This is a genomic window from Ignavibacteriales bacterium, from assembly GCA_020635255.1.
GTDB lineage: Bacteria > Bacteroidota > Ignavibacteria > Tepidaquicellales > Tepidaquicellaceae > JAEYVS01.
In genome coordinates this window covers 1,126,193-1,140,195 of the sequence record JACKAC010000001.1, presented here as the reverse complement: position 1 = coordinate 1,140,195, position 14,003 = coordinate 1,126,193, and the positions used below count along the sequence as shown (strand labels likewise).

General features: G+C 39.8%; 9 protein-coding genes. 2 read left to right on the top strand and 7 right to left on the bottom strand.

Going from position 1 to position 14,003, the window contains the following annotated elements; genetic code table 11:
• Window positions 1-37: 37 nt before the first annotated feature.
• The 7 genes from H6614_05145 to H6614_05115 all read right to left on the bottom strand — a co-directional run bounded on the left by H6614_05145 (window position 38) and on the right by H6614_05115 (window position 10,335).
• Window positions 38-397 carry a VOC family protein gene (locus H6614_05145; protein ID MCB9243037.1) on the bottom strand — a complete coding sequence of 120 codons (360 nt, stop codon included), beginning with the start codon at window positions 395-397 and terminating at the stop codon, window positions 38-40.
• Window positions 394-1,350: a tRNA (adenosine(37)-N6)-dimethylallyltransferase MiaA gene (miaA, locus tag H6614_05140; protein ID MCB9243036.1), complete on the bottom strand. Its 957-nt coding sequence runs from the start codon at window positions 1,348-1,350 to the stop codon at window positions 394-396. The genes H6614_05145 and miaA overlap by 4 nt, the downstream gene beginning before the upstream one ends.
• A gap of 58 nt (window positions 1,351-1,408) precedes the next feature.
• Window positions 1,409-1,951 carry a hypothetical protein gene (locus H6614_05135; protein MCB9243035.1) on the bottom strand — a complete coding sequence of 181 codons (543 nt, stop codon included), beginning with the start codon at window positions 1,949-1,951 and terminating at the stop codon, window positions 1,409-1,411.
• A 197-nt stretch (window positions 1,952-2,148) separates the two neighbouring features.
• Complete coding sequence (locus tag H6614_05130) at window positions 2,149-3,735, bottom strand: VCBS repeat-containing protein (protein ID MCB9243034.1); 1,587 nt, start codon at window positions 3,733-3,735, stop codon at window positions 2,149-2,151.
• Window positions 3,736-3,849: 114 nt separating this feature from the next.
• Entirely contained in the window at window positions 3,850-5,817 is a 1,968-nt protein-coding gene (locus tag H6614_05125) for a T9SS type A sorting domain-containing protein (GenBank protein ID MCB9243033.1), read from the bottom strand.
• 1 nt (window position 5,818) lies between these two features.
• Entirely contained in the window at window positions 5,819-7,159 is a 1,341-nt protein-coding gene (locus H6614_05120; protein MCB9243032.1) for a TMF family protein, read from the bottom strand.
• Between the two features lie 212 nt (window positions 7,160-7,371).
• The gene (locus H6614_05115) at window positions 7,372-10,335 is read right to left on the bottom strand and encodes a choice-of-anchor D domain-containing protein (protein MCB9243031.1); all 2,964 of its coding nucleotides are present in this window, start codon (window positions 10,333-10,335) and stop codon (window positions 7,372-7,374) included.
• 105 nt (window positions 10,336-10,440) lie between these two features.
• On the opposite strand from H6614_05115, the gene H6614_05110 reads away from it, so the two are divergent.
• Complete coding sequence (locus tag H6614_05110; protein MCB9243030.1) at window positions 10,441-13,260, top strand: HEAT repeat domain-containing protein; 2,820 nt, start codon at window positions 10,441-10,443, stop codon at window positions 13,258-13,260.
• On the top strand, window positions 13,257-13,940 hold the full coding sequence (locus H6614_05105) for a hypothetical protein (protein MCB9243029.1): 684 nt from the start codon (window positions 13,257-13,259) through the stop codon (window positions 13,938-13,940). Before H6614_05110 ends, H6614_05105 begins: the two co-directional genes overlap by 4 nt.
• The last annotated feature ends 63 nt before the right edge of the window (window positions 13,941-14,003 follow it).

Here is a 14,003-nt window from a genome sequence, read left to right as displayed (position 1 = left end):
GTAAATTGGGTATAAAAGTTGTGAAATTTTAATCCTTTTAATGGTCTTCCGGATTTACAAGCTGAAACCAGTTTCCATCAGGATCCGTGAAAGTAAGGCAGTTTTCGGAGCCGTCGGTGCCTTTAAATTCAAGCCCCTTTGACTCCATTTGTTCCTTCGATGCAGGAAGATCATCAGTATAGATGACCAGCCCGGAAGATGAAGATTGGTAATCGACTCCCCTTTTTGCGCCTTTACCGGGACGTAATAAAAATACCGATTCACCTGAGCACAGCCAGACAAAATTGCCATCGCCCTGGACCTCAACCAGTTTAAATCCAAGTACGTCCATATAGAATTTCTTTGATTCAGAGGGGTTTTTGACAAATAATTCGATGTGACCAAGTTTCACTTTCATTTTTCAGGATTAAAATTTTCAAAGAGCGTAACCACTTCACCCGCTACACGTTTGATGTCTGAATCATGGGAAAGGTTTACCCAGTTTATGCGTTTATCTTTCCTAAACCAGGTCATTTGTCTTTTGGCATATCGGCGGGAATTTTGTTTAATAAGTCTTATCATCTCGGACTGAGTCGTCTCGTTATCTAAGTAACTAAAAACCTCCTTTATTCCTACGGTATTAAGTGAATTATATTGCACGGGGTTATAGCCATTATTTTTAAGCTGTCTCACCTCATCAACGAGCCCCATTTCGAGCATCATATCAACACGTTCGTTTATGCGTTTGTATAGTTCAGCTCTATCCCACATAAGCCCAACCTGCAGGGTCTTAAAGTCAACTTCAATTTTATTTTTGTGGAGGTCGGAGATCTTTTTCCCGGTGGCATAATATATCTCCAGCGCTCGTATAACGCGTTTGAAATTTGTGGGGAGCATTGTAGCGGCGGCGATCTTGTCTATCTCTTTCAGTTCGTTATAGAGAAACTCTTTGCCTTTCTCTTTGAGCCTCTCATAAAGTTTATCACGAATCTCCTTACTACCTTCCTCTTTGGTTGCGGGGTCTTCGTCATCATCAAAAAGCCCGTCGATAAGAGATCGAATGTAAAGCCCGCTTCCCCCTACAATAATGGGTTGTTTTCCACTCTCGAAGATCCGATTAATAAGCTCCCTGCCCATTCTACCGAAGTCTCCGGCATTAAATTCTTCGTTCAGATTGAGTTCCTCCATGAAATGATGTGGAATACCCTCCCGTTCTTTTTCGGATGGGATCGCAGAAGCTATGGGGAAATGTTTATATACCTGTCTTGAATCAGCAGAAATTATCTCGCCATCAAGTAGTTTTGCGGTTTCCACCCCAATCTGGGTCTTACCCGATGCAGTGGGACCTATTATGGCAAGGACTTTTTTCATATTGCAAAGATAGGAATGATAAGGGAATTATTCTATGAAAGTATATAGAAAGGTAAATTTAAAACGAAAAAAATGCGTTCGTAAGCACAATACCCTTTGACTCTGTAAAAAAGGGATATTTAAATACTATACCGGTCTCATACTTCTTGTTTATTTTGTAGCGTATGGTCATGCCCATCAAACCGCCCGAATTTATACCGCTGGAATTTTTTCGCTGTATAAACCCGGTAAACAATCCGCTCATCAGACCAATAGTTATCCTATCGCCCAGCGGAATACCATAGATAACGTTCATATTAATATTTCCGATGAGTTTAGTTTCCGATTTTGGTATTGTATATCCGTCTATTCCTGCGGAAATGAGGAAATTGCCAAAGAATTTTTTTTCGGCACTGACCGTACCGTAGTAACCAATAAGACTTCTACGAGAGTTACCAGTATTATCTATAAAAAAAGAAACTCCCGACCCGATCGTAAATGATTCGTCAGACAGAAAACCCTCTTCAAGTGTATCCGGAGGTACAAAGATTTTTTGAGGAAAAGATACTTTTGCGCGCGAATGGATATCAGCCGCAGATAAGAATACTACCAGAAATACCAAAGAAATGGTTATATTTCTCCCAATAAATCGAATAAAGCCCCCACTACAGTCCCGTTTTTAAATTTCCCGTGTTAAGATTACCACCATAAACATACTAAATATTAATTTATTAAATGACACAAAAATTTAACCTAATGAAAAAAGGCATCTTATATTAAGTTAATAAGATACCTTTTTCTTAGTATGAAAACTTACAATTATTTAACCAAAAGCATTTTTTTTGTCTGTCTGAAATCTCCTGCCTGCAATGTGTAGAAATACACTCCACCAGCAATATTATCACCTTCAAAGGAAAACTCATGCACACCGGCTGACAGAGGCGAGCTCACTATCGTAGATACTTCTCTGCCAAGCATATCAAATACTTTTAAAGAAACATCCGAATTTTCGGGAAGAGAGAATTTAATGACCGTAGATGGATTGAAAGGGTTCGGGTAATTTTGATACAACGTAAAATCAGACGGTACGGAAGATACAGGATCGACACTGCTTATTATCCCATTACCGCCATAAAAACAGATCACGCGTCCTTCCCTATTTCCACCGAGGAATTCATTGATGCCATTAGTATCGATGTCATCGAGTACTTCCGCTCTGTCTCCCCTTTGATTAATACCTGCACCAAAGCTGTAATTAAAAAGTATCCCACCGTTTACACCATTAAGCACAACCAAACGTGGAGGGGTTTGTGTAGCTATTACAACCTCATCTATATTATCGTTATTAAGATCCCCCGGATTTGCCACGCCTCTTGTATAAGATGAGCTCAGCGAGTTAGACCATATTATATTTTTTGTTTTAGTGTCAATTCTGTACGCGACCTGCGGAGCCGATAATGTAAAGTCAGCAAAGCCGTTATTGTCTGCGTCATCGAGAAGTATTATTTTTCCATTATTACTCGAACCGAGCGAACCGGTCCATATCTGCGCACCGGCATCACCCGTTATAGCAAATATCTGTCCGCTGAATCCACAAAGACCTAGTATATCCTTTCCACTATCATTATTAATATCGGGAATTTCGAGTAAGCTCCATACATTCCCGGGTGATCCGTAATTCCACGCACTTCCGCCGTTAGTTGTCAGCCCGTTCACTCCGTAAGGCGAGCCGTTATTACTTACGCCAATTGCACCGCCGGACTCCGTCGCAATCGCATCGTCTGTAAAAGGCTCGGGTTGTGTAACATTGAAGATGACACCACCGGTTACGGCATCAAGACATATCGCGGCATGGCGTCCTCCGTTTGTAACACCGCTGGCAGAGACAAGAACATCTTTTTTACTATCCCCATTAAAATCATATTTGATGCTTATTGCCTCGATATCACCATCGTTTGTCGTAGTGGGGCTTCCATAAGACCATTTAAGCGCACCGGTAAGTCCATTGAGCGCGTAAACCATTTCATTGCCGCCGGCACAGCCGATGACAACGTCATAAGTACCGTCGCCTTCGAGATCGGCAATATTGACAGCATTTTCCCAGTCCACAGAACCGGTATTTATTGTACCGAAGTGCGTGCTGAACTTCCATAATGTATCACCGTTAGAACCATTCAAACAGATCGTCCAGTAATTTCCCGTTGCAACGATGACCTCGTTTATTCCGTCACCTGTCACATCAGGCATTTGTTTTAAGCTTTTTATTTGTTTATCCTGAAAAGAGGTACCCGGATTATCGGGAACCTGAAACTGCCACAGGATATCTCCAAATTCCAATCCCCTGCTCTGCGGGTATAAAACTGAAGCGGTTAAAAAGATTGCCAGAGTAAGTATAAGGTACTTCATAAGCCGTTATTTAATTAATAACCTAAAGAAAATTTAAAGAATCTATATGAAATAAAAAAGGCGTGAAAAGTGTATTTCACGCCTTAACAATACATTTTGGAGCTTCTAAAATTCTTATTTCACAATGACCATCTTATAAGATTTAACATAATCCCCAGCAATTATGCGATAGAAATAGATACCACTGGCGATATTACTTGCGTCAAACCTTACCTGGTAGTATCCAGCTTGTTTATCATCATTTACAAGAGTTGCCACTTCTCTACCAAGCATATCATATATTTTGATCGAAACCCTGGAATCAACCGGTAAAGCATATTTTATGGTTGTAACAGGGTTAAAGGGATTGGGATAATTTTGAGAGATCTCGAAATCAGAAGGAAGTTCAATGCTCTCAATTTTATCACCTTCCTCAACCGTATTCTTTCCATAAGTAAGCGATTTAGTCGAAACAGGCTTAGAGGAAATATTATCAAGTTGAGAAGACAAAATATATGCTCTGAATTTATTTGAGCCTGTTGGATATGCATGGAAACCCGGCTTGAGGTTAACATAGTTTCCAGCTCCTAGTGTTAGATTTTCTACATTACCGCCGGTTCCGACATTGAATACATTTGTTATAATCCAATCAGAGGCATAATACTCCTGCAAACCCGAAATCTCGTCATCAGGTAAAGTAACTGTTGCGGGAATGCCTTCTTGTGTAACAAAAACCTCATGTGGGACAATATTAGTACCGCTAATTGTAATACTACCAGTTCTTTGTGAAAATGTATTATTAGGCAGTATTGTGAGATTTATGTTGTCCAAATGAGTAATACCGCTATTAATATCAGGAATTAACCACGAATCGTTTGAGGTAACATTATAATTTTCTTGGATTGCATAGGCAGCAGCAGTTAAAACTTCTATCTGCTCTATCCCGCCATAATAATGATAATCTTCTAAAGAAGCATGATGAGTATAAAAATGAACGGGATCTTGAGTTACAAAACTATAATGGATACCTCCCAAAACAAATGCAGGCGGAGGACTAAGAGTTTCAGTCTTAATAATAGCGGATCTATATTGCATTGTATAGTTATTCTGGAGATAATTAACACTAACGTCATGAGGACCATTATTAGGTAAAGTTATTTGAGATGGAGTAACAGATAACCACGATGGTTGATCCAAAACTGTGAACTTCACAATCATGTCCTGACCATGAGTACCAGCATTTACTAGGGTCATTTGTCTCACATCTGTATATCCCAAAGTTGATGAGATAAATGTATCATACACCACCAATTGATATTCAGGAATCTGAATTGGATCGTAAGTTATATATAGAATTGTCGCAGTACGCAAAGATATATAATCATTTTGGGAACTCTCATTATTAACTTTAATACCTATCGCTACATAAGGAAAGGGATTATTTATCTCAGTCTCTATTTTTGCAATAAAGTTGGCATCCCCTTGAACAAAGATTTCATCCTCATTTGTAAAGGAGCCTTCAAAATATGTAACTCCACTGCTATTTTGATTTCCAATATCGTTATAAATTGTTTCCGCAGATGTAGTAACAGGAAAAGGGTCCTCTTCCATTGAATTTACCTTAAAGCTTGTACTGTAAATTGTTGGTATTGGATCGAGAGTAAAATATGCATCTGTCACATTGACCCCCGGAGGAATAATACTAAGTGGCCAATCCTTATAACACCTTTCAATTCCATTTGAAGTTAATCCAGCATTATTAAATGGAACCCTACTGTAAACACTACTATTCAATCTTACTCCAGCTTCTATGGGTCCATTGACTTCTGCCGTAATGGGATCAATATCTTTCTTTGAGCCATCTAACTCCAGATCAATTAACTTATGCGTTGACTGGTCAAGTTTGTGCAAATTACCAGTTGATATAGCAACTGTTCTTGTTCCATCAGGATTTTTGAAGGTCTTTGAATTAAACGTCCTTAGTTCTTCAATCTCAATAGCGCCAGGTTTAACTCTAAATTCTCTTTTTTGAGAATATAGATCATTGCCCAATGAAAGAATACATACTACTAGTAGTAAACTCAAAATACATTTTCTTTTCATTTCACTCCTCCTTCAGCTTTTCATTCAATTCCTTATTTTCTTTCTCAAGTTTTTCGATTCTTTTGTCTTGCTCAATAACGTACAAGGTTAACTCCTCGACTTTCTGTAAAAGTTTAGACGATATCTCGCCTAATTGAACACCATTTTCTTCAACTTCACTTTGCGATGGAATTTCAGGAAGGTGTTTATTTTCCTTTACAAACTGCTCGACTTCTGAAAGAGGCATTAAATTATAATTGTCATAAAATACAAAATCGGACCATCCTGTTTCTACAGTAACTTCTTTGGCTCTAATGTGACCATTGACAGATAATTTAGTGGTAGGATTGGTAGTACCAATACCGACATTTCCATTTTGTATAACGAATCTCATATTTCCAGAATTTGCATCACGGATATAAAACCCATTTGTTCCTGTGTCATATATTCTTATGCCCATTCCATCGAACAAATTATCACTTATCGAAGATTTATATTCAAGTCCCCAGTTGTCGTCACCTAATAAATTTAGCTTAAGTGTATATCCATTACTTCCGGTAAGAGAACTACTTAGATTAAGTCTTTCTCCAACACTAACATTTCCATTATAAGCAATGCCTCCAGGTACAGACGTCCATAGGTTACTGACAATTGAATTTCCATTTACCTTTATATCGGTAGCATTAACTGACCCATTAACATCGAGCTTATACGAAGGACTTGAGGTACCGATCCCAACATTCCCATTTAATACAGCCATTCTAATTGCACCAGAAACAATATCCCTGATATAGAAGCCATTACCCGCATTGTCTTTAATTCTCAATCCCATTCCCTGAAAAAGGGTATTATCACTAATGTTAGTTTTAAATTCAATTCCCCAATCATCATTATCAATTGTTTTTAGTTTAAGAGTATAGCCATTGGCTCCGGTAAGGGAACCGTTTAAACTGATACTTTCTCCAAAGTTACTATTTCCAGTAACTGTGATATTCTGCGCAGATAGATCTGACGCATCAACTTCACCATTTACCTCTATACCACTGTCGAAGAAAGCACTACCGTCACTATTTAAAGATAACTTCGGAGTAAAAACACCGTGATTATATGTTCCTATACTGAGAACATCACTCAAAGTCCTACCCGGATGAATAGCTAACAATATTTTTTGATACCCCTCAGTATCACCGGTCAGATCAAAACCTGTCCAGCCTTCACTTGCAAGTATAAAATCAAAGTCATTGTTACTCGGGAGTTGAATTGGAAAATCAATACCCCGGCCAGAGTTCTGAGCCCAGGAATTAACAGAAAGAATTGAAACGAAAAAAGATATAGCGATGCACTGCAGGAAAAAATTTCTCATAGGAAACCTCCTGAAATTTTAAGTTTATAAAATTCCGTAATAGAATTACAGATTTTAATTTAGTACGACCTGATAGATCAATTGCTTAGTTTAAAAAAAACTAGTGATAGTGTAGATTGGAAATAATATAAATATTAGTTGCAATAAATTCAACTATAAAATAAAAAAGCATCCTTGTTAAGGGATGCTTTTTTATTAATAAAACTTTTCACTTATTTCACCAACAACATTTTTTTCGTTTGTTTAAAATCACCTGCTTCGAGAGTGTAGAAATAAACACCGCTCGCAAAGTTAGAGCCGTTAAACGAGAACTCATAACTACCAGCAAGGAGATCAGTATTCACAAGTTTCGCGACTTCCCTTCCAAGTATATCATATACTTTTAATTTTACCAAAGCATTCTTTGGTATATCGAACTTGATAAGCGTGCTCGGATTGAACGGGTTAGGGTAATTTTGATATAAAGAATATTTTTCCGGTATAACGTTTGAAACCGGCTGTATACCTACCGTTCCATCCGGTCCGCCGGAGAAACAGATAACTCTTCCGTCCCTTGAACCGGCAACAAATTCGTTGCTATGGTTATTATCGAGATCAGGAAGCGCAGATATCCTGTCCCCGCGCTGATTGATAGAACTACCGAGAGAGTAATCAAAGAGCACAGAGCCTTTTGCACCATCGAGTACTATTACTCTAGGAGGCAATTGCGTAATAACCGCTATGTCTGAAACAGAATCACCGTTTACGTCGTCAATGGAAGCAATACCTCTTATGTATGAACTATTTGGACTGTATATCCATTGAGTAGAATCGGTTTTAGTATCCTTTCTGAATACCGACTGAGGACCGGATAAAGTGAAATCAGAAAATCCGTTTCCATCGAGATCAGGAAGAATGGCAAAGTTTCCATTATTGCTATTACCTAAACCATCTGTCCACAGCTGAGCACCGTTTGAGCCATCTATGGCAAAAATACTACCGCTAAAACCATAGAATCCAATAATGTCCTTCACGTTATCGCCATTAATGTCGTTGATCTCTCTCATATTCCACACTGCGCCGGTAACACCGTAATTCCAGGAAACAATACCGGATGTGTTGAATCCGTTAACAGAATATGGTCCGCCGTTATTGGAAAGTGCGATCGCACCTCCCTCTTCCGTAGCAACCACATCCCATGTGAATTCGCTGGATTGTGTAGTATTAAAAATAACAGCGCCGTTGAGTCCGTTAACACATATTGCCGCATGACGTCCGGCACCCATACCGGAACCACTGGCTGATATAAGAACGTCCTTATGTCCGTCGTTATTATAATCGTAATCGGTTCTTACTCCCATGATGTCACCGTCATCTGTAGTAGAAGGATTACCATATTCCCAGAGCTTCTGTCCTGTTCTGCCAGAGATCGCATAGACCATTTCATTTCCGCCCGTGCACCCGATAATAACATCCTCAATTCCGTCATTGTCAATGTCCTGAATTGTCTGGACGGCATCCTGCCAATCGACAGAGCCCGTATTTATCGTTCCAAAGTGAGTATTGAATATCCAGAGTATATCTGCAGTAACCGATGAATTTCCATTGTAACATATAGTCAGATAGTTTTCTGTTGCAACAAGCAGATCATACACACCATCACCATTTACATCACTTATATACTTCATACTTGTCGGCTGAATGTCATTAAAGCTGGTGTTCGGGTTGTCAGGATTTATACCCTGCCATAGAATATCACCAAGGTCTGTAGGCGTGGCATCACCAGTACCAGAAATAGAAAACTTGTAAGAAGGTGCGTTTGTCGAATTGGAAGTTATTGTTACCGAATCTGAGAATGTTGCCGCAGAATTGGGATTAAACCATATCCTGAATGAAGCCTTATCAAGCGGGTTTATACTAATAGGAAAAGTAATTCCGGTACTATCAAAATGGAATCTTTCCGTTTCCGTGTCGATAGAATATATCTGAATAACACCCCCGCCCTGGTTTTCAACCTCAAACGTATATCCGCAGAGCGAATTGACGCGCCTGTTACCGTAGTCATAATTAGTAACAGTTGTAATGTGTCCACCGGTATAAACACCAACACCTCTTAGACCAACCGTCTCGACCGGTGTACCGATATCATTGCTCGATATCTGTAAAGTAGCCGGTGTATTACCAAACGCACTCGGGCTGAATGTCACGTTGTAATTAGCATTACCCGAAGGGGCAATAGTATCCGGCAGTGAATTAGGCGCAATAGTAAACGCCGGGTTTGAAATATTAAAATTTGTTATGATGAGCGGGGCTGTCCCGTTATTTGCAATGTTAAGCGCAAGGTTAGAACTCTGCCCAATGACTACATTTCCAAATGATAATGAATCCACCGAGGTATGGATGATCGGATTTCCGGATCCTCCAAGCTGGTACTTATACAACGTTCTTGTTGTAAGCGGTCCGACACTTCTTGCTATATGCCAGAGATATTGTCCGTCCCAATGCAGTCCTCTCGGATCGCAATCGCCATCCGGATCAGGAGCCGGGAAAGAGAATATCGTATCGCCGAGTGAAATGCTATAGGCGTATATTCTTTCAGGTTCGCCCTGGAAGTTGTCGTTAACGTAAAATATCGTGTCGCCTTTTACAGCGATGCCCTGGGGTTGTTTTCCTCTCAGAGGTATTGTATCAGTTATAGCTTTTGTATTAAGGTCTAACTTGTAAGCGTATGTAAACGGATACGAAGCAAAGTCGGGATAGTAAACCGAGAACCACATATCGGTTCCGTGAATGTCTATACCGCCGAGCCCGATAGTTGAATTTCCCCATAGGGTCGGGATGGTGATCGAATCAACTACGGCTCCAAGTAAATTTATCTTATAGAACCTTCTTGTTACACCACTAGCAGAACGAGCCACCCAGAAACCGGATCCGTCCCAGCTGAGACCGTGATTGAAATTAATCGTTGAAGGCGGCATGATGCTTCCGCCAATTATAGAACCATCAACTTTTGAAACTCTATAAATAGCGCCGTTATTATCGCTGGCTACGAAGAGTGTGTCGTTAAGGTCTGTTATTCCCCAGAATGAATTATTAACCGTACTACTGGGAAAAGGGTAAGTATTCACCAGGGTTTGCGCAAAAGATGCCGACGAAATAATTGCCCAGATAAGTATGAATTTGTATAAAAACTTCATTTAATCCTCCGTTAAGTCAAAAGTGTTAAAAAATGAATTATCTTTAAGGAAAAAATATGTTATCATAATGTTAATTATTAGGATAAAATATAACCCTAAAATCGAGTGAAAAGATTTTTCCTGGTTTTGTCCGTCTCCTATGTTATAACCAACCCACTGTATTCACAGACAATTACTAATCCAATTTACGATGCAATAAAGTACCGGGGTCTGACTCCCGGGGACATTTCTATCCCACTTAATTTTTCCGATACTACAGCTACGAACAATAACAGGTTAATACTTCCTATCGTGGAAAGATTGATGAAGAACCCGCTTGAATATGATGGATGGGTGGATAGTGTGGCAAACATGAATGCAGATAATATTTATGAAATATTAGAACTTCTTTACAAGAACATCGATACTAAATTTTACGGCAGGGGCAGTGATAAATTGAATTTTTATACATCCGGTAATAGAACTATAAAGAACTTGTTGAGAGTATTTAATCTCGAGAATATCATCAGATACCAGGATAAAGCTGTAGCCAACTTTTCAGAAGAAGATATTCAGTTCTTAAAAAAACATCTTGTCTCCTTTCTCGCAGGTGAAGAAACATTCAAAATAGACAACAGTACAACAGATATTTTTAAATATAATATTTCAAGGGATTCGTCTGAAGTAATAACTAAAAGAGTCGCCGACATTTTGACAAAATTTGATGGTAGTTATTTATCGAATATAGGCTTCCTTCACGATGAAATGACAGGAAATGCTGAAGTTGTTTCTGTTCCTCCGGAAGTCTCTATGGAAGAACTTGATAACGATAATGTAAAGGGCAGTTTTTATTATTACAGTGACGAAGACGGGATAAGAATAGCGATCGGCGGGAAGGGAAAGAATTATTACAAAGGGAAATTCAATTTGATAATTGACTATGGCGGTGATGACGTCTACGAATTAGAGAATAAAGATATTTTTGGAAACAATACTAATGTCATAATCGATTATTCAGGAAATGATTCATACACAGCTCTCGATAACTACGCACTTGCGAGCGGAGTATTTTCTTTTGGATTCTTACTCGACATGGATGGCGATGATATATACAAGGGGAAGAATGTTACGTTAGGGGCAGGTGTATGCGGGCTTGGTATCCTTGAGGACAGAAGCGGAAATGATATTTACTATTCGAATTCTTTTTCAATTGGCGCGGGAGCATTCGGAGTAGGATTAGTTTTTGATAAAACCGGCAATGACATATACACTGCGAATACTTACTCACAGGGATTTGGACTAACAAAAGGCGCGGGGGCAATAGTAGATAACTCCGGTAACGATTCGTATCTTATCAATTCCCTATCGCTGGACATGGGCAGGTACGAAGACCACTTCGTCTCAATGTGCCAGGGTTACGGACTGGGACTGCGGCCATATTATGCGGGTGGTGTGGGGCTGATCATCGAAGGAGGCGGGAATGATATATACGCGACGGATATCTTCGGGCAGGGCGGAGCATACTGGTACGGGCTTGGCGCTATAGTGGATAAATCCGGGCATGATAAGTATAATTCATACCAATACGGACAGGGTGCGGGAATACACCTTGCCGTGGGAATATTGAAAGATTACGACGGGTGGGACTACTACACATCTAACGGAGTGTCGCAGGGATGCGGACATGATTACGGTGTCGGCATACTCGATGACGTGAAGGGTTATGATAATTATTCAGCTTATTCCCTGTCGCAGGGCGCGGGCAATGCGAACGGTATAGGAATATTGATAGACAGGAGCGGACGGGATGGCTATCTGAACAAAGAGCCGGGTAATACTCGCGGTTACGGTAATCCGAGGCGCGAATACGGAAGTATCGGGCTCCTGGCCGATGGTTCGGGAAATGATTTTTACTCAGTTGGAGGACTGGACAGCACAATCACAAATAAATCCTACTGGGGTGAAGGACTGGACCTTTATTACACGGATGAAGAAGTGACCGAAACTACCAATGAGGGATACAAGGTTGAGCTGAGCCCGATCAAGGATTTTTATTCTATAGAGGAATACTTTATAATGGCGAAGACTATCGAGCCGAGATTTTCATTATGGCAAAAGTATGGTGAGGAACATTTACTGAATGACAGCATGGAAACGGCAGAGCATATGCTTACGAAGCTGGGTACAGACGATCATAGAGAAACATTCCTGATGCGAAATATGATCGTAAAAATACCCGTGGCAGTAAGCACAGTATTCAGCAGGAAGCTCGAGGAATACAAGAGCAACAAGAAAGTGCTTAACGAACAGGAGCTGAGCATGATGGCATATCTTTACGGTGAGACAAAAGACCCTCTCGGCAAGGACGCTCTGCTTTTACTGACTTACGACGATGATATAAGAGTAAGGTCCAACGCCGTACTGGCTCTTGGCAAGATAAAATACGATCCAGCTGACATAGAATTCATTGAGGCGGTTTCCAAAAGACTCAGGGAGCTTGCCGAAGAGAAAACCGATTCGAAAATATATTTTAAGAACCTGCTTTACGCATTCAATAATTACCCCAGTGTAAATAATTTCCCGGCAGTATTCGGATTTCTAAGCAACGACTTCTTTGGGGCAAGATTCCTCGCATCTGATGCATTAAGCAAGTACCCGTCATACTCTTCCTTCCTGCTGGGAATAGGATTAAACAATGTTACTTCCCTTCTGCAGGAAGATTACGCAGTGATTTCATTCATATATTCATTGAATAAATTGACAGATGAAGAATACGAGGATGTTGTGGAAGGAATTTCCCCTATTCCATTCACAGACGCACAGAAATACAACATGATAAAGTCTCTGATGGATAAGAGAGACGCATCGGAAAACGGCGAATTCAAATCATGGGCAGATGAAAAGATCAATATGTTCAAAGAAGGACTGCCTTTAAAAGTAGAATGAGTAAGTTCAAAAAATATTACCCGGTTTTGTTTGTATTCTTATGCTTGATACTTTCGTCATGTGTGAACTTAGAAGAGAAGATAAAGCTGAACGAGGACGGTTCCGGAACGATGGAGATACATTACTGGACATATAACTCAAATATCACATCGGAAGAGATATACGGGTTCGGATTCACGGATTACACCGTTAATAAAAATTACACATCAGAAAATTCTGAGCCAAGCGGCATTGTCATCGAGAAAAATGACGCAGATTCGACCACACATGTCAGGCTAAATTTAAAATTCAGAGATATAAATATGCTACCTGAAGCGAAGAGCTTCTCAAAAATGACGGCGGAATGGGATTTCGACGAAAAGGAGGAAGTTATGATACTTATATACAGACTACTACAGGATTCATTAAATGCGCTCAGCCCGGGCATGCGTGATTATAAGATAGTTCATGAGATAACCTTCCCTAATGAAGTGATCGGTACAAACGGTACACAAAACGGCAATACTGTCCGCTGGGAAAATACTGTTGCAGACCTGGTGCAAAACGTGGACCTGGTAACAAAAGTAAGACCCGGCACAGTTGAAGAAAAGAAGGAAAAAAAGTGCGGATTATTCGGTTTTGAACTACCAATCATAATTTTACTAACACTTACCGTATTAAGACTAAAATTCCGCCGTTAATACCGCATTATCTTCCTTAAAAACATAATATTTGGGGCAATTTTATAAATTGAAGTAAGGTTT

Excerpts from the sequence above, each read along its gene's own strand:
- H6614_05145 (MCB9243037.1), bottom strand. The coding sequence starts at position 397 with ATGAAAGTGAAACTTGGTCACATCGAATTATTTGTCAAAAACCCCTCT.
- miaA (MCB9243036.1), bottom strand. The coding sequence starts at position 1,350 with ATGAAAAAAGTCCTTGCCATAATAGGTCCCACTGCATCGGGTAAGACC.
- H6614_05130 (MCB9243034.1), bottom strand. The coding sequence starts at position 3,735 with ATGAAGTACCTTATACTTACTCTGGCAATCTTTTTAACCGCTTCAGTT.
- H6614_05125 (MCB9243033.1), bottom strand. The coding sequence starts at position 5,817 with ATGAAAAGAAAATGTATTTTGAGTTTACTACTAGTAGTATGTATTCTT.
- H6614_05120 (MCB9243032.1), bottom strand. The coding sequence starts at position 7,159 with ATGAGAAATTTTTTCCTGCAGTGCATCGCTATATCTTTTTTCGTTTCA.
- H6614_05115 (MCB9243031.1), bottom strand. The coding sequence starts at position 10,335 with ATGAAGTTTTTATACAAATTCATACTTATCTGGGCAATTATTTCGTCG.
- H6614_05105 (MCB9243029.1), top strand. The coding sequence starts at position 13,257 with ATGAGTAAGTTCAAAAAATATTACCCGGTTTTGTTTGTATTCTTATGC.